Source organism: Phenylobacterium sp. (assembly GCF_016124325.1).
Classification (GTDB): domain Bacteria; phylum Pseudomonadota; class Alphaproteobacteria; order Caulobacterales; family Caulobacteraceae; genus Phenylobacterium.
The window spans coordinates 1-21,086 of the sequence record NZ_WGNY01000047.1; the positions used below are offsets into that span (position 1 = coordinate 1).

25 protein-coding genes are annotated in these 21,086 nt (G+C 69.5%); 12 read left to right on the forward strand and 13 right to left on the reverse strand.

All coding sequences use genetic code 11. The features are described from left to right. Positions 1-534, forward strand: a 534-nt coding sequence (locus tag GC203_RS22230; protein WP_293458982.1) for a hypothetical protein, incomplete at its 5' end; no start/stop codon positions are given. 26 nt (positions 535-560) lie between these two features. Here GC203_RS22230 and GC203_RS22235 read toward each other — a convergent pair. Next, positions 561-950 (reverse strand): PaaI family thioesterase, encoded by a 390-nt coding sequence (locus GC203_RS22235; protein WP_293458983.1) that lies wholly within the window; start codon positions 948-950, stop codon positions 561-563. 196 nt (positions 951-1,146) lie between these two features. On the opposite strand from GC203_RS22235, the gene GC203_RS22240 reads away from it, so the two are divergent. The 4 genes from GC203_RS22240 (at position 1,147) to GC203_RS22255 (ending at position 4,350) form a co-directional block, all read left to right on the forward strand. Continuing rightward, entirely contained in the window at positions 1,147-2,178 is a 1,032-nt protein-coding gene (locus GC203_RS22240) for an aspartate-semialdehyde dehydrogenase (protein WP_293458985.1), read from the forward strand. Positions 2,179-2,181: 3 nt separating this feature from the next. After that, positions 2,182-3,114 carry an EamA family transporter RarD gene (rarD, locus tag GC203_RS22245; protein ID WP_293458987.1) on the forward strand — a complete coding sequence of 311 codons (933 nt, stop codon included), beginning with the start codon at positions 2,182-2,184 and terminating at the stop codon, positions 3,112-3,114. Continuing rightward, positions 3,111-3,506: a RidA family protein gene (locus tag GC203_RS22250; protein WP_293458989.1), complete on the forward strand. Its 396-nt coding sequence runs from the start codon at positions 3,111-3,113 to the stop codon at positions 3,504-3,506. The genes rarD and GC203_RS22250 overlap by 4 nt, the downstream gene beginning before the upstream one ends. A 439-nt stretch (positions 3,507-3,945) precedes the next feature. Further along, entirely contained in the window at positions 3,946-4,350 is a 405-nt protein-coding gene (locus tag GC203_RS22255; protein WP_293458991.1) for a YMGG-like glycine zipper-containing protein, read from the forward strand. Here GC203_RS22255 and GC203_RS22260 read toward each other — a convergent pair. From GC203_RS22260 to ahcY, 3 genes are all read right to left on the reverse strand, one after another. Further along, the gene (locus tag GC203_RS22260; protein ID WP_293458993.1) at positions 4,347-5,465 is read right to left on the reverse strand and encodes a serine hydrolase domain-containing protein; all 1,119 of its coding nucleotides are present in this window, start codon (positions 5,463-5,465) and stop codon (positions 4,347-4,349) included. The two genes, GC203_RS22255 and GC203_RS22260, sit on opposite strands and share 4 nt — an antisense overlap. Before the next feature lie 112 nt (positions 5,466-5,577). Then, positions 5,578-6,438 (reverse strand): PfkB family carbohydrate kinase, encoded by an 861-nt coding sequence (locus GC203_RS22265; RefSeq protein ID WP_293458995.1) that lies wholly within the window; start codon positions 6,436-6,438, stop codon positions 5,578-5,580. Between the two features lie 75 nt (positions 6,439-6,513). Then, the gene (ahcY, locus tag GC203_RS22270; RefSeq protein ID WP_293458997.1) at positions 6,514-7,905 is read right to left on the reverse strand and encodes an adenosylhomocysteinase; all 1,392 of its coding nucleotides are present in this window, start codon (positions 7,903-7,905) and stop codon (positions 6,514-6,516) included. Positions 7,906-8,084: 179 nt separating this feature from the next. Here ahcY and bioB point away from each other — a divergent pair, with 179 nt between their 5' ends. Genes bioB through GC203_RS22285 form a run of 3 tightly spaced genes read left to right on the forward strand, consistent with a single transcriptional unit; the run spans position 8,085 to position 10,793 of the window. Then, entirely contained in the window at positions 8,085-9,062 is a 978-nt protein-coding gene (gene bioB / locus GC203_RS22275) for a biotin synthase BioB (RefSeq protein ID WP_293459036.1), read from the forward strand. A 46-nt stretch (positions 9,063-9,108) separates the two neighbouring features. Then, a complete protein-coding gene (locus GC203_RS22280) occupies positions 9,109-10,035 on the forward strand; it encodes an ABC transporter ATP-binding protein (protein WP_293458999.1) in 927 nt (308 codons plus the stop codon). Beyond that, on the forward strand, positions 10,032-10,793 hold the full coding sequence (locus tag GC203_RS22285; protein ID WP_293459001.1) for an ABC transporter permease: 762 nt from the start codon (positions 10,032-10,034) through the stop codon (positions 10,791-10,793). The genes GC203_RS22280 and GC203_RS22285 overlap by 4 nt, the downstream gene beginning before the upstream one ends. 6 nt (positions 10,794-10,799) lie before the next feature. Here GC203_RS22285 and GC203_RS22290 read toward each other — a convergent pair whose 3' ends face one another. The 5 genes from GC203_RS22290 to GC203_RS22310 form a co-directional block, all read right to left on the reverse strand. Then, the gene (locus GC203_RS22290) at positions 10,800-11,075 is read right to left on the reverse strand and encodes an HPr family phosphocarrier protein (protein ID WP_293459037.1); all 276 of its coding nucleotides are present in this window, start codon (positions 11,073-11,075) and stop codon (positions 10,800-10,802) included. Between the two features lies 1 nt (position 11,076). Then, positions 11,077-11,481: a PTS sugar transporter subunit IIA gene (locus GC203_RS22295; RefSeq protein ID WP_293459003.1), complete on the reverse strand. Its 405-nt coding sequence runs from the start codon at positions 11,479-11,481 to the stop codon at positions 11,077-11,079. Between the two features lie 61 nt (positions 11,482-11,542). Continuing rightward, positions 11,543-11,977 carry an HPr kinase/phosphorylase gene (locus GC203_RS22300; RefSeq protein ID WP_293459005.1) on the reverse strand — a complete coding sequence of 145 codons (435 nt, stop codon included), beginning with the start codon at positions 11,975-11,977 and terminating at the stop codon, positions 11,543-11,545. After that, positions 11,974-13,602, reverse strand: coding sequence for a stimulus-sensing domain-containing protein (locus GC203_RS22305; protein ID WP_293459007.1), 1,629 nt, complete (start codon positions 13,600-13,602; stop codon positions 11,974-11,976). Before GC203_RS22305 ends, GC203_RS22300 begins: the two co-directional genes overlap by 4 nt. Further along, positions 13,571-14,281: a response regulator transcription factor gene (locus GC203_RS22310; protein ID WP_293459009.1), complete on the reverse strand. Its 711-nt coding sequence runs from the start codon at positions 14,279-14,281 to the stop codon at positions 13,571-13,573. Before GC203_RS22310 ends, GC203_RS22305 begins: the two co-directional genes overlap by 32 nt. Before the next feature lie 149 nt (positions 14,282-14,430). Between GC203_RS22310 and GC203_RS22315 the strand changes: the two genes are divergently transcribed. Continuing rightward, complete coding sequence (locus GC203_RS22315) at positions 14,431-16,143, forward strand: hypothetical protein (protein WP_293459011.1); 1,713 nt, start codon at positions 14,431-14,433, stop codon at positions 16,141-16,143. On the opposite strand, the gene pseC is transcribed toward GC203_RS22315, so the two are convergent. Continuing rightward, positions 16,140-17,303, reverse strand: a complete 1,164-nt coding sequence (pseC, locus tag GC203_RS22320; RefSeq protein WP_293459013.1) for a UDP-4-amino-4,6-dideoxy-N-acetyl-beta-L-altrosamine transaminase — start codon at positions 17,301-17,303, stop codon at positions 16,140-16,142. The two genes, GC203_RS22315 and pseC, sit on opposite strands and share 4 nt — an antisense overlap. A gap of 19 nt (positions 17,304-17,322) precedes the next feature. Continuing rightward, on the reverse strand, positions 17,323-18,372 hold the full coding sequence (pseB, locus tag GC203_RS22325; RefSeq protein WP_293459015.1) for a UDP-N-acetylglucosamine 4,6-dehydratase (inverting): 1,050 nt from the start codon (positions 18,370-18,372) through the stop codon (positions 17,323-17,325). 93 nt (positions 18,373-18,465) lie between these two features. On the opposite strand from pseB, the gene GC203_RS22330 reads away from it, so the two are divergent. Further along, the gene (locus tag GC203_RS22330) at positions 18,466-18,870 is read left to right on the forward strand and encodes a Tat pathway signal protein (protein ID WP_293459017.1); all 405 of its coding nucleotides are present in this window, start codon (positions 18,466-18,468) and stop codon (positions 18,868-18,870) included. A gap of 17 nt (positions 18,871-18,887) precedes the next feature. Here the strand turns inward: GC203_RS22330 and GC203_RS22335 are convergent, their stop codons facing one another. Then, positions 18,888-19,181, reverse strand: coding sequence for a 4a-hydroxytetrahydrobiopterin dehydratase (locus GC203_RS22335; protein ID WP_293459019.1), 294 nt, complete (start codon positions 19,179-19,181; stop codon positions 18,888-18,890). Further along, positions 19,178-19,840 (reverse strand): HAD-IA family hydrolase, encoded by a 663-nt coding sequence (locus tag GC203_RS22340; protein WP_293459039.1) that lies wholly within the window; start codon positions 19,838-19,840, stop codon positions 19,178-19,180. The genes GC203_RS22335 and GC203_RS22340 overlap by 4 nt, the downstream gene beginning before the upstream one ends. Before the next feature lie 72 nt (positions 19,841-19,912). Here GC203_RS22340 and GC203_RS22345 point away from each other — a divergent pair, with 72 nt between their 5' ends. Further along, positions 19,913-20,269, forward strand: coding sequence for a VanZ family protein (locus GC203_RS22345; protein WP_293459021.1), 357 nt, complete (start codon positions 19,913-19,915; stop codon positions 20,267-20,269). Beyond that, positions 20,266-21,072, forward strand: coding sequence for a DUF3445 domain-containing protein (locus GC203_RS22350; protein WP_293459023.1), 807 nt, complete (start codon positions 20,266-20,268; stop codon positions 21,070-21,072). The genes GC203_RS22345 and GC203_RS22350 overlap by 4 nt, the downstream gene beginning before the upstream one ends. Positions 21,073-21,086: the final 14 nt, after the last annotated feature.

Consider the following 21,086-nt stretch of genomic DNA (forward strand, 5'->3'; position numbering starts at 1 on the left):
CACCGGCGTGTTCCCCTCGCGATCATGTCCGAGGCCGCCACAGACCGCGCCGAGGCCATCCTCGCCGAACTGGCCGAGATGGACCTCGAACTGGCCCGCAAGGCCCATGGCGCCGCCATGGCCGCCGAGGACCCGGCCGAGCTGGCCGGACACATCCGCAACTACCAGCGCATGGCCCGTTCCGCGCGCCAGACCCTGGCCATCAAGGCCCGGCTGGCCGAGGGCCGCGTCCACCGCCTCGCCGAGCGGCCGCGCCTGCCCGAGCCCAGCCCCTTCGGGATCAAGCGCCGCATCCGCGAGCTCAACCCCGCCGTCTGCCGGGTGATCGACGCCTTCACCGAGCGCGAGGATGAGCGCGAGAGCTATCGCGACGACCTCATCGAGGCCTTCTGCGACCTCGACGCCTCCATCGACTACACAGCCGTCCCCCTCGACGCCCACGTGGCCGACATCTGCCACGTCCTGGGCCTGCCCGCCGGCCTCGCCGCCCGCTGGCGCGACCTGCCGGCCGGGGAGGGGGAGGATACGTCCTAGGCGCCGGCGTGCTCGCCCTCTGGGGCCTATCCGGGCAGGATGGTCATCTGGGTCTGGGTCACGAGCGCCAGGAGCTTTCCGTCGGCGTTGGTGATGCGCGTCTGCCAGACGCTGGAGCGGCGGCCCACGTGCAAGGGCGTCGCCTCGCCCTCCACCGTCGAGCCCACGGGCGCCGAGCCCAGGAAATTCGTCTTGCTCTCCAGCGTGGTCGTGCGGGTCCCGGCCGCCAGGTTCATCACCGCCCCGATGGCGCCCAGGGCGTCGGCGAAGGCCATGAACGCGCCGCCGTGCAGGATGCCGCCCGCCGTGCACAGGTCGTCGCGCACGGTCAGTCGGCCGCGCACCCGGTCCTTCGTCCGCTCGAGGATCTCCACGCCCATCAGGTTGGAGAAGGGCATGCCGGTTTCGGTCGTCACGGGGGACTCCATCGCAGGTGAGCGGCCGTCATGCGGGCCGGGGCGGGGCGCGTCCATTACCTCCGGGGTCATCGGTTCGATACGCGCCTTTCGCCGGCGCGCTGCGACACTATCTGTGGTCGGCCGCACGGTCGCTCGCCTTGCCTTGGCCGGCCCGGCGGCGTAGGGGATCGCTCCCCCTTATAGGAGAGATGTCATGGGTTACCGGGTCGCCGTCGTCGGCGCCACGGGCAACGTGGGCCGCGAGATGCTGAACATCCTGGAGGAAGTGAACTTCCCCGTGGACGAGATGTACGCGATCGCCTCGCGCAACTCGATCGGCGTCGAGGTCTCCTTCGGCGAGAAGATCCTGAAGTGCCAGGACGTCGAGCAGTTCGACTTCTCCAAGGTCGACGTCGTCCTGATGAGCGTCTCGGGCTCCTTCTCCAAGGAATGGTCGCCGAAGATCGGCGCGGCCGGCCCGATCGTGATCGACAACTCCTCGGCCTGGCGGATGGACCCCGACGTCCCGCTGATCGTGCCCGAGGTGAACCCCGACGACGTCACCTGGGCGAACCGCAAGAACATCATCGCCAACCCGAACTGCTCGACGGCCCAGCTGGTCGTGGCGCTGAAGCCGCTGCACGACCGGGCGAAGATCAAGCGGGTGGTGGTGTCGACCTACCAGTCGGTGTCGGGCGCCGGGAAGGCCGGCATGGACGAGCTGTGGGATCAGACCAAGGGGATCTTCGTCCTCGGCCCGAGCGAGCCCAAGAAGTTCCCCAAGCAGATCGCGTTCAACGTCATCCCGTTCATCGGGACCTTCCTCGACGACGGCTTCACCGACGAGGAAGCCAAGATGTGGAACGAGACGCACAAGATGATCGATCCGGAGATCAAGCTCACGGTCACCTGCGTGCGCGTGCCGGTGATGGTGAGCCACTCGGAGTCGGTGAACATCGAGTTCCACGAGCCGCTCGACGAGGACGAGGCCCGCGAGATCCTGCGCGAGGCGCCCGGCCTGGTCGTCATCGATAAGCGCGAGCCCACCGGCTACATCACGCCCAAGGAAGCCCAGGGCGAGTTCCCCGTCTACGTCAGCCGCATCCGCAACGATCCGACCGTCGAGAACGGCCTGGCCATGTGGGTGGTGGCCGACAACCTGCGCAAGGGCGCGGCCCTCAACGCCGTCCAGATCGCCGAGCTGCTCCACGCCCGCGGCCTGATCGGCCGGAAGGTCCCGGCTTAAGCCATGAGCCCGCCGTCGTCGCCGGGTTCGGAAGCCCGGCTGGCGTTGGCGGCGGGGATTGGCTGTTACCTCATCTGGGGCTTCGTGCCCCTGGCCTTCCAGGCGATGGGCGCTTTTGGCGCCAGTTCCTGGGAGATCATGGCCCACCGCATCGTCTGGGGCGCGCCGACGGCGCTCGTCCTGGCGCTGATCGCCCGCCAGGGCCGCCAGATCCTCGATGTGGTCCGCCGCCCGCGCGTGCTGGCCTGGCTGTGCCTGTCGTCCGGCCTCATCGCCACCAACTGGGCGGTCTACATCTGGTCGGTGAACTCGGGCCGGGTGTTGGAAGGCAGCTTCGGCTACTACATCACCCCGCTGATCAACATGGCCTCGGGCGCCATTGTGTTCCGCGAGCGTATCGACCGCGTCGGCGCCCTGGCCATCGCCTTCGCCGCGGTGGGCGTGGTGTTCCAGGGCCTGGCGCTGGGCCACCTGCCGGTGATCTCCCTGGTGCTGGCCTTCTCGTTCGGCGGCTACGGCGTGGTGCGCAAGCAGGTGCAGGCCGACGCCCAGACCGGCCTCTTCATCGAGTGCATGCTGCTGATCGTCCCGGCGGTCGCCTTCCTCTTGTGGCTGGCGCACCAAGGCGTCGGCCATTTCGGCGCCTCGACGCCGGCCACGCTGTGGCTGGTGTTCGCCGGCCCCATGACCGCCGTGCCGCTGGCGCTGTTCGCCTGGTGCGCGCGGCGGCTGCCGCTGTCGACCATCGCCTTCATGCAGTTCATCGGCCCGACGATCGGCTTCGCCATCGGCGTGGCCCAGCACGAGCCGTTCGGACCGCTCAACGCCACCGCCTTCGCCTTCATCTGGACCGGCGCGGCGGTGTTCCTCTACGGCGCGTGGCGACGGTCGCGGCAGGTGCGGATGGCCATCGCCCAGGCGGCGGGGGTCGAATGACCCGCCGCCGCGCCAGCTCGGGCTCGCCGCTGGAGCCCGTCATCGGCTTCAGCCGGGCTGTCCGCGCGGGCGGCCTCGTCGCCGTCTCCGGCACCGCGCCGATCGCCACTGATGGGACGACCCATGCGCCGGGCGACGTCTATGCCCAGACCCGCCGCTGTCTGGAGATCATGCTGGCCGCCCTGGCCGAGCTGGACGCGGGGCCCGAGCACGTGATCCGCACCCGCATCTACCTCGTCGACGCCACCCAGTGGGAAGCCGCGGCCCGCGCGCACGGCGAGGTGTTCGCCGATATCCGACCGGCCTGCACCTTCGTCGAGGTGTCGCGGTTCATCCGCGAGGACTGGCTGGTCGAGACCGAGGCCGACGCCGTCGTTCCCGAGGCGCGCTGAGGTTCTCCCTCGGCGGCTATGCGCGAACGCATAGCCATCAGGCAAAATTGCTGATCTATACAGCGTTCAGATGGTGCTATCTAAACACTGTCCAGACGGACAGCCCCGCTCCCCCGGGGCTCCACAAAAGACAGAAGCTGATGGAGACCAACATGACCTTCTCGATGATCGAACGCTCCGCCGACCGCATCGCCCCCGCCTTCCTGCTGGCCCTGGGCCTGATCGCTTCCTTCGCGTTCGCCGGCGTCGGCCTCGCCTGAGACCCCACCCCATCTCAAGCGACGGATGAGGGCCCTTCGGGGCCCTTTTTCGTGGCCGCGAACCTGTCGGCTGGGTGAACGGGCGCCTCCGATTGGGTTCAGGGCCGCCCCGCTAGATTGGGCTCCAACGTCAGCGACCGCGCCTGTTGCGGCCGCGCTCAAGCCAAGGAGTTCGAGCCATGACCAACAAGATCACCAAGGCCGCCCTGGCCCTCGCCGTTTCGGCCGCCGTCGCCCTGCCGGCCAGCAGCGCCCTGGCCGCCACCAAGACCGAGAACGCCATCCTCGGCGCCCTGCTGGGCGGCGTGGCGGGCGCCGCCGTCTCGCACGGCAAGACCGAAGGCGTGGCCATCGGCGCCGTCGCCGGCCTCGCCCTGGGCGCGGCCCTGGACAAGGACGGCCACGACCACCGCTATTCCGACCGCTACCGCACCAGCTATCGCGACACGCGGTACGACCAGTATGGCCGCTATGACGGCTACGGCGACGACCGCTACGCGCCCTACAGCTACGAGCGCAGCAGCTATCGCCACCGCTACGACCGTCACGACCGCGACGGCTATCGCTACGACGGTCGCCGCTAGTCGTACGCGGCTTCGATCAGCCGGCGGGGCCGCGCGTCGCCCATCAGCGCGGTCCCCTGGCGGTTCATCACGTAGGCGCCGCCCAGCCGGCGCTCCGGGTCGGCGAAGGCGCAGGCGCCGCCCCAGCCCGAATGGCCGAAGGTCTCGGTCCCGGGCCCCCACGGAAAGGTCGGCGGGTTGCGCATGAAGCCCGCCGCCCAGCTCATGTCGAAGGGCAGCACGAGGTCCTGGCCGCGGATCCGCTCGCGGCTGGCCTCGGCGATCAGCGCCGGCGACAGGATCTCGCCGCCGTCCAGCCAGCCGTCGTTGGCCAGAGCCCCCATCACCTTGGCCAGCGCCTCGGCCGTCGCGTAGCCGTTGGTCGAGGGCACTTCCATGCGGCGGTAGTCCGCCCCGGCCTTGCCCGCCGCCGAGGACCAGGGCGCGAGGAACGCCGCGCGCGTCGCCGGGTTGATTTCGCCGAATTCCGGAAGCGCGCTGGGCCGCTGCAGTTCGGCGAGGCGGTCCTCCACGCCGTCGGGCAGCCCGATCCAGGCGTCGAGGCCGTAGGGACCGGCGACATCCTCGCCGAACGCGGTCCCGATCGTGCGGCCGTCCACGCGGCGGAAGATCTCGCCCACGATGTAGCCCACGGTCACCGGGTGGTAGCCGCTGGCCGAGCCGGGCGGCCACATCGGCGCCATCGCCGCCAGTTTCGCGCAGATCGCGTCCCAGTCGGCCCACAACGCCGGTTCGATGGGACCGGGAAAGCCCGGCAGTCCGGCCTGATGCGAGATGGCCTGCCCGACGGTCACCGCCGCCTTTCCGGCCTGGCCGAACTCGGGCCAGACGCTGGCGACGGTCTGGCCGTAGTCGAGCCGGCCCTGGTCGACCAGGCGCGCGATCATCAGCGCGGCCAGCGCCTTGGTCGTCGAGAATACAGCGGTCAGGGTTTGCGGCCCGAACGGTGTGGCGCGCTTGCGGTCGGCGAAGCCGGCCATCAGGTCGACGACGACCTCGCCAGCCTCGACCAGCGTGAACCGCGCGCCGAGCTCGGCGCCCGATTCGAAGTTGGCTGCGAAGGCGTCCTTGACGGCCGCATATCGCGAAAGGGCGAAGCCCTCGATCTCCAGCATCGTCAAAGCGCCGTCCGCTGTTCGAAATCCATGCCGCCGACGTCCCGCGTCGGTTCGGCGCGCACCGAAGCCACGGAAGCGGTGGAAGGTCCAGTCCCGCGGGCGGAGGCGCTCAGAGCTGTTCGACCCGAACCTGGGCGGTCGGGTTCGCGATGCGCTCGGCCAAGGCGACGATCGGCAGTTCCGGCGCCTTCCAGGCCGCCGCCGCCGCGACGACTTCGGCGGCGGCCCGGGCCGCGCGCTCGGCCGCCGCGCGGGGCGAGAGGCCTTGCACCAGGCCGGCGCCGAAGCTGGCGGTCACGAGGTCGCCGGTGCCGTTGGGGGCCGCCGGCAGCCGCGGGTGGGCGAACAGCACCGCCTCCGCGTCGTCGACGAACAGCAGGCCGATCTCGTCGTCCCCGGCCGGAGCCGATGTGACCAGCGCCGGGCGGCCCAGGGCGCGGGCGGCGTCGCGGGCCTGTGCGGCGGAGTCGATACGACGGTCGGTGAGGAAGCCCAGTTCCCAGAGGTTTGGGGTGATCCAGTCGGCCTGGCAGACCAGCCGCCGCTCCACGGCTTCGGCCACCTCGGGCTTCACGTAGAGCCCCTTGGGCGCGTCGCCCAGGACCGGGTCGACCACCACCAGGGGCCGTGTCGGCGAGGTTTCGTGGGCCATCGCCGCGTCGCGTTCGGCGCCGCGCACGCGCTCGATGACGCCGGCGGCGATCTCGACCTGCTCGGGGTCGGAGAAGTGGCCGGTGATGATCAGGTCCACGAGGCCGAACAGCGCGTCGGCCTCGATGTCGCCCAGCATGCGGCGGAAGACATCGGGCGTGGTGACTTCGCCCTGGCCGCCGCGAGCCGGCGTACGCCCGAACATGGCGGTCGGCGCCAGCACGGGGTCGATCTTGTGCGCCGCCAGGACGTACTGCTGGGCGGTCCCGCCGATTCGGCTGGCGGCGACGAACGAGGAGAGGATCAAAGCTAGGGGCACGAGTATGGCCCCTAGCTCAATTGGTCGTACCTAACCAGCGTTATTATAAGCAGGATAGTAAATGCTAACCATGCGCTAGTAGCGGTAGTGATCCGGCTTGAACGGTCCCTCGGTTGTGACGCCGATGTATTCCGCCTGTTCATTGGAAAGCTTGGTCAGCTTGGCGCCCAGCTTTTCCAGGTGGAGCATGGCCACCTTCTCGTCGAGGTGCTTCGGCAGGGTGTAGACCTTGGTTTCGTACTTGTCGCCGTTCTGCCAGAGCTCGATCTGGGCGAGGGTCTGGTTGGTGAACGAGGCGCTCATCACGAAGCTGGGGTGGCCGGTGGCGTTGCCCAGGTTCACGAGGCGGCCTTCCGACAGCACGATGATCTTCTTGCCGTCCGGGAACTCCACGTGGTGGACCTGATCCTTGATCTTGTCCCACTTGTAGTTGCGCAGGCCCGCGATCTGGATCTCGGAATCGAAGTGCCCGATGTTGCAGACGATGGCGTTGTTCTTCATTCGCCGCATGTGGTCGACGGTGAGGACGTCCTTGTTGCCGGTGGCCGTGCAGAAGATGTCGCCCTTCTCGGCGGCGTCTTCCATCGTGACGACCTCATAGCCTTCCATCGCCGCCTGCAGGGCGCAGATCGGATCGATCTCGGTGACCATGACCCGCGCGCCGCCGTTGCGCAGCGAGGCGGCCGAGCCCTTGCCCACGTCGCCGTAGCCCAGGACCACGGCGACCTTGCCGGCGAGCATGACGTCGGTGCCGCGGCGGACGGCGTCCACCAGGCTTTCACGGCAGCCGTAGAGGTTGTCGAACTTCGACTTGGTGACGCTGTCGTTGACGTTGATGGCGGTGAACGGCAGCTCGCCGCGCTCGTACATCTGGTAGAGGCGGTGGACCCCCGTGGTGGTCTCTTCCGAGACGCCCTGGATGGCCTTGCGGATGGCCGAATAGAAGCCCGGCTTCTCCTTGAGGTAGCGCTTCATCACCGAGAAGAGCGCCTCTTCCTCCTCGTTGGTCGGGTTGTCGAGGATGGACGGATCCTTCTCGGCCTTCGGGCCCAGCACGCAGAGTAGGGTCGCGTCGCCGCCGTCGTCGAGGATCAGGTTCGGATAGCCGCCGTCGGCCCACTCGAAGATCTTGTGGGCGTAGTCCCAGTACTCGACCAGCGTCTCGCCCTTGATGGCGAAGACGGGCGTGCCCTTGGCCGCGATGGCGGCGGCGGCGTGGTCCTGGGTGGAGAAGATGTTGCACGAGGCCCAGCGCACGTCGGCGCCCAGGGCCTGCAGGGTCTCGATCAGCACCGCCGTCTGGATGGTCATGTGGAGCGAGCCGGCGATGCGGGCGCCCTTCAGCGGCTGGTCGGCGCCGAACTCGGCGCGCACGGCCATCAGGCCGGGCATCTCGGTCTCGGCGATTTCGATTTCCTTGCGGCCCCAGTCGGCCAGCGACAGGTCCTTCACGACATAGTCGGTCATCGGATTCTCTGAGTTGGGATTGTCAGTGTTGGCGGCCCGTATAGCGGGAGAGATCAGGTCTATCAACATTCATATAAAGAAATCTTTATGCGATCCGGATTGCCCGCCGCAGGGTGAGTCGCCTACGCGGGCGGTCTCGCTCCCCTATGCCGGAACCCGCCATGAACGCTCCCGTCCGCATGCCCGATCCCGCCCAGCCGCGTCACGACTGGACGCTGGCCGAGGTGGAGGCGCTGTTCGAACTGCCCTTCGCTGAGCTGGTGTTCCGCGCCGCCGAGGTCCATCGGCGGTGGTTCGATCCTGCCGAGGTGCAGCTTTCGCAACTCTTGTCGGTGAAGACCGGCGGCTGCCCCGAGGATTGCGGCTATTGCGCCCAGTCCCAGCGCTTCAAGACGGGCGTGGCGGCCTCGAAGCTGATGGACGCCGAGGCCGTGATCGCGGCGGCCCGCGAGGCCCGCGACGGCGGCGCCCAGCGCTTCTGCATGGGGGCGGCCTGGCGCGACCTGAAGGATCGCGATCTGCCGAAGGTCGCCGCCATGATCTCAGGCGTGAAGGCGCTGGGGCTGGAGACCTGCGCGACCCTGGGCATGCTGACGCCGGACCAGGCGAAGGCGCTCAAGGCCGCCGGCCTCGACTTCTACAACCACAACCTCGACACCGGGCCCGACTACTACGACCAGGTCGTCACCACCCGGACCTATCAGGATCGGCTCGACACCCTGGAGGCGGTTCGCGACGCTGGAATGTCGACCTGCTGCGGCGGCATCGTGGGCATGGGCGAGACGCGCCGCGACCGCGCCGGCCTGCTTCATCAGCTCGCGACGCTGCCTGCGCACCCCGAGAGCCTGCCGATCAACGACCTGATGCCGATCGCCGGCACGCCGCTGGGCGGGTCGCAGGCCGTCGACCCGCTGGAGTTCGTGCGCATGATCGCGGTCGCGCGGCTGGTGTGCCCGAAGTCCATGGTGCGCATCGCCGCCGGGCGCGAGCACATGAGCAAGGAGTTGCAGGCGCTCTGCTTCCTGGCCGGCGCGAACTCCATCTTCGTGGGCGCGCGCCTGCTGACGACGGACAACCCCGGGCGATCGGCCGACGACGCCCTGCTGGCCGACCTGAAGATGCGGCCGATGGGACAGGCGGTGTCGGAACCGGCCTAGCCCAGCCGTCCTGGGGACCCTATCTGGGGGGCTCCAAGGAGCGCGCGTGCAGCCGATCATCTCCATCCAGGGTCTGTCGAAGACCTACGCCGGCGGCTTCCAGGCCCTGAAGTCGGTCGACCTCGCGATCCGCAAGGGCGAGATCTTCGCGTTGCTGGGGCCGAACGGCGCCGGCAAGACGACGATGATCGGCATCGTCTGCGGCCTCGTCCGGCCCTCGAGCGGGACCGTGCTGGCCGATGGCCACGACATCCTGACGGACTTCCGCGCCGCCCGTTCGAAGATCGGCCTGGTGCCCCAGGAGATCTCCACCGACGCCTTCGAGACGGTGTGGGATACGGTCAAGTTCAGCCGCGGCCTGTTCGGCAAGGGGCCTGACCCGGCGCACCTGGAGAAGGTGCTGAAGGACCTCAGTCTCTGGGACAAGCGCCACGAGAAGATCATGGCGCTGTCGGGCGGCATGAAGCGGCGCGTGATGATCGCCAAGGCGCTCAGCCACGAGCCCGCGATCCTGTTCCTCGACGAGCCCACGGCCGGCGTCGACGTCGAGCTGCGCCGCGACATGTGGGAGATGGTGCGCGGCCTGCGCGAGCGCGGCGTCACCATCATCCTGACCACCCACTACATCGAGGAGGCCGAGGAGATGGCCGACCGCATCGGCGTCATCTCCCGGGGCGAGCTGATCCTGGTGGAGGACAAGGACGTGCTCATGCGAAAGCTGGGCAAGAAGCAGCTCACCCTGCACCTGCAGGAGCCGCTGGCGGCCGCGCCCGAGATCAACGGCTACGACCTGTCGCTATCGGCCGACGGGGCGGAGCTGACCTACACCTTCGACGCCCAGGCGGAATCGACCGGGATCGCCGACCTGATGAAACGGCTCGCCGAGCGCGGCGTCGACTTCAAGGACCTGCGCACCGAGGAGTCGAGCCTGGAAGACATCTTCGTCAGTCTGGTGCGGGGAGCCCGGCCATGAACCCGCACGCCGTCCGCGCCATCTACCTCTTCGAGATGCACCGCTGGGTGCGCACCATCGTCCAGAGCGTGGCCGCGCCCGTCATCACCACCTCGCTCTATTTCATCGTCTTCGGGGCGGCGATCGGCAGCCGGATGCCGACCATGAACGGCGTCAGCTACGGCGCCTTCATCGTGCCGGGCCTCCTGATGCTGTCGATCCTGACCGAGAGCATCTCGAACGGCTCGTTCGGCATCTACATGCCCAAGTTCGCCGGCACGATCTACGAGGTGCTGTCGGCGCCCGTTTCGGCGGTGGAGGTGGTGCTGGGCTATGTGGGCGCGGCCGCCACCAAGTCGATGGTGCTGGGCCTGGTGATCCTGGCCACGGCGCGCATCTTCGTGCCCTACGAGATCGGCCATCCCCTGGTGATGATCGCGTTCCTGGCGCTCACCTCGGTCACCTTCAGCCTGTTCGGCTTCCTGACCGGCATCTGGGCCGACGGCTGGGAGAAGCTGTCGATCATCCCGACCCTGGTGGTGACGCCGCTCACCTTCCTGGGCGGCAGCTTCTATTCGATCGACATGCTGCCCGGCGTCTGGAAGACGATCGCGCTCTTCAACCCGGTGGTCTATCTGGTCAGCGGCTTCCGCTGGAGCTTCTACGGCGTCTCGGACGTGAACGTGGGCGTCAGCCTCGCCGCCACCTTGGGCTTCCTGACGGCGTGCCTGATCGCCGTGACCCTGATCTTCCGGACCGGCTGGCGCCTGAAGACCTGAGCGGCGTCACTCGTCCTCTTCGAACCGCGCCTGGACCAAGCCGACGAGGGCCGCCACGGCCGCCTCGGCCTCTTCGCCCTCGGCGTCGATCTCGATCGTGCAGCCGGGTGACGCGGCCAGCATCATCAGGCCCATGATCGATCGGGCGTCGACGGTCTGGCCGTCCTTGGAGACGCGGACCTCGGCGTCGAAGGTTCCGGCCAGCTTCACGAATTTCGCCGAGGCGCGGGCGTGCAGCCCCCGCTTGTTGACGATCTCGACGGTCCGGTTGGCTTCGCTCAGCTCACTTCTCTCCGGCCAGGACGTAGGACGCCACCGAGATGTACTTTCGCCCGGCTTCCTGCGCCGCGGCAACCGCATCTTCCAGGCTGGCCCGGCCGCGCAGCGAGGCCAGCTTGATCAGCATGGGCAGATTCAGTCCGGCGATCACCTCGGCCTTGGTCTGCTCCATCACCGAGATCGCGAGGTTCGACGGCGTTCCCCCGAACATGTCGGTCAGCAGGATGACGCCCTGGCCGCCGTTCACCCGGCCGCATGCGGCCAGGATGTCCTGACGGCGACGCTCCATGTCGTCCTCGGGGCCGATACAGATGGATTCCACGGCGGCCTGCGGGCCGACGACGTGCTCCATCGCGTAGACGAACTCTTGCGCCAGCCGCCCGTGAGTGACGATCACGAGGCCGATCATGCCTTATGTTCCAAAGGGTATCCCCACCCGATGGCGCCGTACGCAGAGGCGCAGAGCCGAGCTAAATACGCCTCTTGTGCGCCGCGTCAAAGGCCATGAGCGCGCGACTTAGCTTCGCAGGGGCCGAGGATTCGAGGGCGGCCACCGCCAGGAGTCGAACGTCGATACCCAGGATCGCTTCGGTTGCGAAATCCGGCATCCGCTCCGGTGTTCCAAGCTGCGCCACGAGAACGATCTCGCAAAACGGCAAGGGGTCGATCTCCGCCATGCCGACGCCGCGGATCTCCATCAGGCCCCGGAGCGGGTCGGGCGCGCGCCCCCAGAGGCGCCCGTCGGAGGCCCAGGTCAGCACCCGGTCGTCCGCCACCAGCCGGAAGCCCGCGTCGAGCGCGCGCAGGGCCAGGTCGCTCTTGCCCGCCCCGGAGGGTCCCTCGATCAGCACGCCGCGCCAGCGGCCGTTCACGCGGCGGGCGACGAGGCCGGCGTGCCGGATCACGCCCCGGCTTCCGGCAGGGTGAGGATGAAGGTCGCGCCCAGCACCTTGTCTCCGGCGCCCAGGCGATTCTCGGCGCGCAGCGTCCCGCCGTGGGCCGCGGCGATCTGGCGGGCGATCGAGAGCCCGAGGCCTGAGTTGCCGCCGAAGGCCGCGCCCTTCGGTCGGGAGGTGTAGAAGCGCTCGAACACCGTCTCGAGGTTCTCGGACGGAATCCCCGGCCCGTTGTCGGAGACGGTGGCGATCACTTCGCCCTTCGTCCGGATCAGGCCGACCGTGACCGTGTCGCCCGCCGGGCTGAACGACCGGGCGTTGTCGATCAGGTTGCGCAGGATCTGGCCCAGCGGCCCTTCGCGGCCCAGCACCCTGGCGGTCTCGGCGCCCGCGTGGGGCGAGAACTGGACCTGGACCTCGCCCGGCCGCGCCGTCGCCTGGTACGTCCCGACGATGTCGGCGATCAGCCGGGCCAGCTCGATGATGCGCGGCTGGTTGCGGGACAGCTCGGCGTCGAGGCGCGAGGCGTTGGAGATGTCGGTGACCAGCCGGTCGAGGCGCTGGATGTCGTTCTTCAGGATGCCGAGCAGGCGGTCCCGCGCGGCCGGATCCTCGACGAGGTCGAGGGTCTCCACCGCCGAACGGAGCGACGTCAGCGGATTGCGGATCTCGTGGGCGACATCGGCGGCGAACGCCTCGATGGCGTCCATGCGCTGCGAGAGCGCGTGCGTCATGTCCTCCAGGCTTCGCGTCAGGTCGCCCACCTCGTCGTCGCGCTTGGCGAGGTCGGGAAGCGAGATGGCCCGCGCCCGGGCCTGACGCACCTGGTCGGCGGCCCGGGCCAGGCGCAGGACCGGCTGGGCGACCAGGCTGTTGAGCAGCAGGGACGAGGCCAGGGTCACGCCGATGGCGATCAGGATGAAGGGGATCAGGGCCTCCCGCTCGCGGGCGATGATCGCGTCGACGTCGCTGGACTCCAGCGTCACCACGCCCAGCACCGCGCGCACGTGCTGAATCGGGATCGACACCGACACCACGCGCTTGCCGGCGTAGCCGGTGCGCATGCCGGCCACATGGCGGCCCTGCAGCGCCAGGGCCACCTCGCGCGAGAGCTGCTGCTGCACCTCGCGGCTGGTGGGCAGGGCTGCGTGGGGGATCAGCGAGAACGTCCGCGGCTCCTCGTCGCGGGCGTGGGCCGGCGGCAGCGAGCGGCTCTCGACCTCGTCGGCCATCCAGTCGGAATCGGCCACCAGCCGGCCCCGGCTGTCGAACAGGCGGGCGCGCTGGGCCTTGGGATTGGACAGGGTCTGCAGCAGTTCGGTGGCGAGCGCGGCGTCCATCTTGGGCTCGGGCTCGCCGACCGTCGCGGCCTGGTTCAGGATGCTGGCGATCAGCTCGCCCTGGGTGGACAGGCTGTCGATGCGGGCGTTGACCAGCCCGCGCTGGCGCTCGTTCTGGATCAGGGCGCCCGTGATCAGGATCGCCAGGCCCAGGAGGTTCAGCGCCAGGATCAGCCGGCCGAGTCGCGATCCGGGCAGGCCCCGACGGCCCCGGCGTTTGGGGCGGCGGGTCGGGCGCGTCCAGACCGGCCCGGCGGGCGGCTCAGGACTCGCGGTATCGGTAGCCGACGCCATAGAGGGTTTCGATCGCGTCGAACTCAGGATCCACCTCGCGGAACTTCTTCCGCATGCGCTTGATGTGGCTGTCGATCGTGCGGTCGTCGACATAGACCTGATCGTCGTAGGCTGCGTCCATCAGGTTGTCGCGGCTCTTCACGAAGCCCGGGCGCTGGGCCAGCGACTGGAGCAGCAGGAACTCGGTCACCGTCAGCTTCACCGGCCTGCCGTCCCACAGGGTTTCGTGGCGGGCGGGATCCAGGGTCAGCTTGCCGCGCTTCAGCGCGCGGGACGTGGGGTCGGCCACGGGGCCCGCCGCCTCGTCGGCCTCGCCGCGGCCGGCGCGGCGCAGCACCGCCTTCACGCGCTCGATCAGCAGGCGCTGGCTGAAGGGCTTGTGGATGTAGTCGTCGGCGCCGAGGTTGAAGCCGAGGATTTCGTCGATCTCCTCGTCCTTGGAGGTGAGGATGATCACCGGCACGTCCGAGGTGCGGCGCAGGCGGCGCAGGACCTCCATGCCGTCCATGCGCGGCATCTTCACGTCGAGGATGGCGACATCCGGCGGGTCGTTCTCCAGCGCCGCAAGGCCCGAGGCGCCGTCGTAGTAGGCCTTGACCGTGTGGCCGTGGCTCTCGAGCGCCAGACTCACGGAGGTCACGATATTCTCGTCATCGTCGACCAGGGTGATTTTCGCCATCTGTAGTCGAACTCTCCTTAACCGCAGTGTGCGAGGCTAGTGAGCCTTCACCGTGGCCTCAATGGGGCCGGGGAGAAGCCCAACAAAGTCAATACCCCTTTAAGCTTGTCGCGGGATAACTCCGCTACGGCTTAGGGGGACGCCGGCACATGGATGGTCACCGCGTGCATTTCGAGGTCTACGTCCGCAAGACGCCAGGCGCGCCCTGGACGCTCGATCTCGCCACCGAAAATCGAACGAGCGCGACCCAGACCGCACAGGAACTGATGTCGGGGAAGCGGGTGGCGGCCGTCAAGGTCACCAAGGAGACCTTCGACGACGAGTCGCGCGAATTCCAGACCGTCGTGATCCTCAAACTGGGGCAGGCCGAAGTCCCCGCCAAGAGCCGGCCTCAAGCCGAGGCGCAGCCGCTCTGCGTGACGCCGCAGGACCTCTACACCCTGCACGCCCGCGAACGCATCGGCCGCCTCCTGGAAGGCTGGCTGGAGCGCAACAACGCCACGCCGTTCGAACTGCTGCACCGGCCCGATCTGGTCGAGAAGCTTGAAGCCTCGGGCGTCGACCTGCAGCACGCCATCCAGAAGATCGCGATTCCGGAAGCGCACGCCCGGCAGATGTCGGTGCACGAGCTGATCCGCATCTTCCATGGCCTGATCGAGCGGGCCGTCGAGCGGCTCATGAAGGACGCGCGCAAGGGCGTGCTCCCGAACGTGGACAAGGAAGGCTTCGCCGCCGCCGCCGAGCGCGTGGCCCAGGACCCGGACCGCGGCTACCTGCTGGGCGCGGGCGTGGCCGCCTCGATCGCGCCGGCCAAGAGCTGGTCGGACAAGGTCGACCGCCTGATGGACCTGGCGGACGCCGCGCCCAAGGCGGGCGGCGCGAGGGCCCTGGCGCTCTCCACCGTGCAGCAGCCCCTGGCCGAGATCCTCGAGGCCAAGCCGGGCATCACCGACATCCTCGGCCGCGGCCAGGACCTGGGGGCCAATCTCGCCGCCATGACCCGGCTGTCGGCCTACGACGCGGTCGAGAAGCTGATCCAGGTGGAGCCTTCGGTGAAGAAGGTGATGCCGGAGCTGTCGCCCCTGGCCACGCGCCTGGCGCAGTGGCTGTCCGGCGACAATTTCAAGGACACCCGCGCCGCGCTGGGCCGCCGCATCCTGCGGGAGCTGACCGGCCCCCGGCGCCTGCGCCCCGGCGACGCCGCCGGGGAGATCGACGTGCTGCGCGCGCTCGCCATGTCGCTGACGGCCTCGGCCGGCAACCTGCTGCCGCTCGAGGAGGTCCAGTCGGCGTTCACCATGCGCTCGAAGATGCTGGTCACCGGCGACTTCGTGGAGGCCTATCTCGGCCAGAACATGAGCTCGGCCGAGGAGGTCGAAGCGCTGATCTGGCTGACGGAGAACGTCATCGGCGCGGCCAACAAGCGCCAGGCCGGCGCGTGGCTGAAGGCGGTGGTGGGCTCCCTGCGCTTCGAGAAGGAATTCACGGAATCCAACGAGACGGCGACCGTCCGGCTGGCCCGGCTGTCGAAGCTTCACCGGTCGGTCGGGCGTTGCGGCCTGGTCCCGGAGGACTACGAACCGATCCAGGAGAAGCTGGGCGTGGTGGGCGGCGGCGTCGAGGCGCGCGCCCAGCTCTGCGCGGGCATCGCGCGCGCCAAGGCCCCGTTGCTCCAGCGTCTCACCCTTCTGCTGAGGCTCGCCGCGGGCGAGGGTACGCCGCCCGGCCCGGCCGCGGCCCGGGCCAAGGCCGAGGCGCTGAAACTGGTCAAGGCGGACGAGACCCGCGCCGCGCTCGCCTCGTCGCCGGAGCAGGTCGAGCAGTTTCGCGAACTGATCCAGCAGGCGGGACTCGCCGCCTAGAGGCCCAGGGCGGCCCCCAGCGCCTCGGTCACGCGCGCCACGTCGTCGTCCGTCATGCCGGGATAGAGCGGCAGCGAGAGGCAACGGCCGTACCAGGCCTCCGCGCCCGGAAGCTCGGTCGCGCCGTAGAGGCCCTGGTAGTAGGGCTGCCGGTGAACCGGGATATAGTGCACCTGGCTGCCGACGCCCTTCGCGCGCAGGGCTTCGACCACGTCGCGGCGCGTGCGGCCGACGGCCGGGAAGTCGATCAGCACGGTCATCAGGTGCAGCACAGGATCGCTCCAGGCCGGCTGGGCGGCGATGCGCACGCCCGGCGCCAGCGGCGCGAGCGCCACGCGATAGGCCGCCGCCAGCGCGCGCCGCCGCGCGGCGAACCTCGGGAGCTTGGCGAGCTGGGAGAGGCCCAGGGCGCACAGGATGTCGGGCAGGCGGTAGTTGAAGCCCGGCTCGGGCATCTCGTACCACCACGGATCGGCGTCCGGCGGACGGACCATGCCGTGGCTTCGCAGCGTGCGCAGGCGCTCGGCCAGGCGCGCATCGTTGGTGGTGACCATGCCGCCTTCGCCGGTGGCGATCGTCTTGACCGGGTGGAACGAAAAGGTGGCCATCGCCGAATGGCGCACATCGCCGACGGTTTCCGCCGTATTGCCGAAGCTCATCGTCGTTCCGAGCGCATGCGGCGCGTCTTCGACCAGGACGGCGCCGGCGTCGCGGGCCAGGGCCTCCAGGCCGGGCAGGTCGCAGGCGTCGCCCCGCAGGTGGACCGGCAGCACGGCCCGCAGCCGCCGCCCCTCCAGCCGCCCCAGGGCCTCGGCCAGGGCGCCAGGGGTCATCAGGCCGCTGTCGGGATCGACGTCGGCGAACACCACGTCGGCCCCGACGTAGCGCGCGCAGTTGGCGGTCGCCAGGAAGGTGATCGATGGGACGATCACCGCCTCGCCGGGCTTCACGTCCAGCGCCAGCATCGCCAGGTGCAGCGCCGCTGTGCCGTTGGCGCAGGCGACGGCGTGCCGCGCGCCCACCGCTTCGGCGAAGGCGCGTTCGAACGCCGCCACCGTCGGGCCGGTGGTGAGGAAATCGGCCCTCAGGGCCTCGGTCACCGCGGCGATGTCGTCGTCCTCGATGGTCTGGCGGCCATAGGGCAGGAGGGGGCCGGACATCGGCGCGGCGGTCATCGGCTCAGTCGTCGGCGCGACGGCGGCGGGCGGGCTTGCCCTCGCCAAGCATGGCGAGGAACCCGGCCCGATCCAGCCAGTCGTCGTTGGTGTCGCTGGCGTAGCTGAAGTCCTCGGCCAGCGGCGGGCCCTTGTGCGGGTCGCGGGTGTATTCGGCGAAGGCCGGCTCGATGGCGTAGCGATCGCCGAGATCGATGGTCGTGCGCGCGTCGTCGACCGAGATCATCATCTCGTGCAGCTTTTCCCCCGGCCGGATTCCGACCACGCGGGTGGCGAGGTCGGGCGCCATGGCCGCGGCGATGTCCACGATCTTCATCGACGGAATCTTCGGCACGAAGATCTCGCCGCCCCGCATCCACGACAGCGACGACAGCACGAAGTCCACGCCCTCGGTGAGGGTGATCAGGAAGCGCGTCATCCGCGGGTCGGTGATGGGAAGCTCGGCGGCGCCGCGGGCGATCAGGCGCTGGAACAGGGGGGCCACCGATCCGCGCGAGCCCACCACATTGCCGTAGCGCACCACCGAGAAGCGCGTGCCGATGTCGCCCGAGAGGTTATTGGCCGCCACGAACGTCTTGTCCGAGGCCAGCTTGGTCGCGCCGTAGAGGTTGATCGGGTTGCAGGCCTTGTCGGTGGAGAGCGCCACCACCTGGCGCACGCGGTTGGCCAGGCTGGCGCGCACCACGTTCTCGGCGCCCAGCACGTTCGTGTGGATGCACTCCGAGGGGTTGTACTCGGCCGCCGGCACCTGTTTCAGGGCCGCGGCGTGGATGACGACGTCGGCGCCGCGGAAGGCGAGGGCCAGCCGGTCTGCGTCGCGCACGTCGCCCAGGAAGAAACGCATGGCCGAGAGCTTCTCGGGGCCGAATCGCTCGGCCAGATCCATCTGCATCTCGCTCTGCTTCAGCTCGTCGCGGGAATAGACGATGAGCTTGCGGGGGCTCGCCCGCTCGAGGACGGTCTCGATGAACCGGCGTCCGAACGAGCCGGTGCCGCCGGTCACGAGGATGACCTTGCCGTCGAGGTCGAGGGAGGTCGGCGCAAATCGGCCCAAGGCGCGCTCCGGGCGAGGTTCTGATGCTTGCGCCGCAGTCTTGGCGCCTGCGCGTAAAGAGACCGCTAACCATGATCGCCGACTCTTCGGGTCATGGACCGCCGCCTGCTTCTCGGCCTGATCGGATTGTCCGCCGCCCTGCCGGCGGCTTCGGCGCGCGCCTCCGGCGGGGGCGAGAAGAAGAAGTCCGGCGGCGGTTCCTATCTGCCGGTGCAGACCTTGCTCGGCACCACGACCCGCGCCAACGGTCGCCGCGGGGTGCTCTCGGTGGATTGCGGGCTCGACGTGCCGGACGCCGCGCTGCGCACCCTGGCCGAACAATCCGTGCCGCGCCTGCGGGCCGCCTATGTGCAGACGGTCCAGATCTACGCGGCGGGCCTGCCCGAGGGCACGCTTCCCAACGCCGACTATATCGGCCGCCGGCTACAGCTTCAGACCGACAGCCTGCTGGGCCGCCCGGGGGCCCGCGTATTGCTGGGCGCGATCATCGTCAACTGAGGCGCGCGCTCCAGGCCCTAGCCGCCCGCCGCCGCGTCCATGAAGGCCGCGAGGGTCACGTCCAGCTCGGTCACGCCGTCGGCGTCGTGGGTGGCCAGGGTCACCTCCACCCGGTTGTAGACGTTGGACCACTCCGGATGGTGGTCCAGCTTGTCGGCCATCAACGCCACGCGGGTCATGAACCCGAAGGCCTGGTTGAAGTCGTCGAAGCGGAACGTCTTGCGGATGGCGTCGCGTCCGCCCTCGACCCTGGCCCAGCCGGTGAGCCGGGCCAGCGCCGCCTCGGCGCCGATCTTCGCTGGCCGGGTCACGCCGACTGTTCCGCGCCGCCGAATGCGAGGCCGGTGGCCTCGGCCAGTTCCGCGAGGGTCTGGTCGACCGTCACCACCTTGATCGCCTTCATGCCCAACTCGGCGGCCGGCTTGCAGTTGATGCCGAGGTCGTCGAGGTAGACGCAGGCCTGGGGCTCCACGCCCAGCAGGTCGCACATCATCCGGTAGATGCGCGGGTCCGGCTTGCGCACGCCCGCCTTCGAGCTCTCGATGATGGCGTCGAACAGCGGCATCACCTGGCCCATGGCGCCGGCGGCGCGCTGGATCTCGTCCTGGCCGGGGCTGTGCATCGAGACGACGTTGTTGGTGATGCAGCCCACCTTGAAGCGCGCCTTGCAGGCCTTCAGCGCCTCGACCATGCGCGGGCGCAGCTGGCCGCTGAGCAGCGGCAGCACCTCGCGGCCGGGGATCGGGAAGCCCAGGGCCGTGGATTCCTCAAGGAACAGCTGATCGAACCGGTCGGTGTCGATCTCGTTGCGCTCGAACAGCGCCCAGGCGTTGTCGTGGTGGTTGGTGGCGTTGACCCGCCGGATGTGGTCCTTCGGCGCGCCCTTCTCCGCCTCGTAGCGGTTGAACGCCTCGAACGGCGAGGAGGTGAACACCCCGCCGAAATCCCAGATCACCGCCTCGACCGCCACGCACAGCTCCTGCACACTAACTTCGCGGCGCGGACGCTAGAGAGCCGGGCCGGGACGTGCAAGTAAGTGGCGATGCTTCCTTCCCGGTTTCCGCGGCGCGTCCGGCTGGGCCTCTACGCCCTGGCCACCGCCATTCTGTTCCTGATGTGCGTGCTACCGACCAAGGACCTGCCCGATCCCGGGACCGGCGACCGGTTCGAGCATAGCGCGGCGTGGTTCGTGCTGACCTTCACCGGCTATGTGCTGGCGCCGCGCCGGACTCTGGCGATCCCCGCCTTCGCGCTGGCCTACGGCGTCTTCATCGAACTGGTTCAGGGCCAGGTCGGCCGCGACGCCGACGTGATGGACGTGGCCGCCGACGCGGTGGGCGTGACGATCGCGGTGCTGCTGTTCCTCGCGGTCCGCCGGTGGCTGACGGCCAGCCGATGAGGCCGCGTCACGCGCCTTGGGAGGAGGCGGCCGAGTTCCGCATCGGCCTGCGCGCCATCGCCCCCGAGGACTGGTTCGAGGGCGGCGAGGACGACCCGGCGGCGCGCAAGGACCCGCTGCTGGAGGCCCACGCGCACGACGTCTGGGCCGAAACCGAAGGATCGCGGCCGGCGCAGGCAGAGCTGCTCGGGCTGGTGGGCGAGGCGCTGGGCGCGCCGGTTCCGGCCGATCGCCGCCCGCCCCTGCTGGCCGCCGCACGGGCCGTGGCCGACGACCTTTGCCTCATGGAGAAGCGCGACGGCGTATGGCGGCTGACCGCGCTGTCGCTCAGCGCCGGCAGCTTCTTCTCGGCCGGCGAGGTGATCGGCAAGAGTCTCGCCGAGCTGCACCTGCCGGTGACCGGGTTCGGAGAGACCCTGCTCAAGCGGGTGAATCGCATCTTCGACGGACTGCGCGACGATCTGGTCCTGGAGCGCCGCAACTGGAGCGTGGTCAGCTCGCCCGACCTCTTCATCCCGGATCCCGCGCCGATGCGCGCGGCCATACCGACGATCGACGCCGCCCGCGCCGCCGACGAACTGCGGGTGCGGGTCGAGCGCCAGACCTTGCGCCGGCTGCCGCGGACGGGCGCGGTGGTGTTCACGATCCGGGTCTGGATCGACCCGCTGTCGGCCATCGCCGCCGATCCCGCCCGCCTCGCCCTCTTCGCCCGCGCCTGGCGGACCGCGACGCCCGAGTTCCGCGCCTACAAGCGGCTGGAGCTCTATGACGAGCTGATGGCCCGCGTGATCGACGGCGCCTGAACGCGCCTCTATGG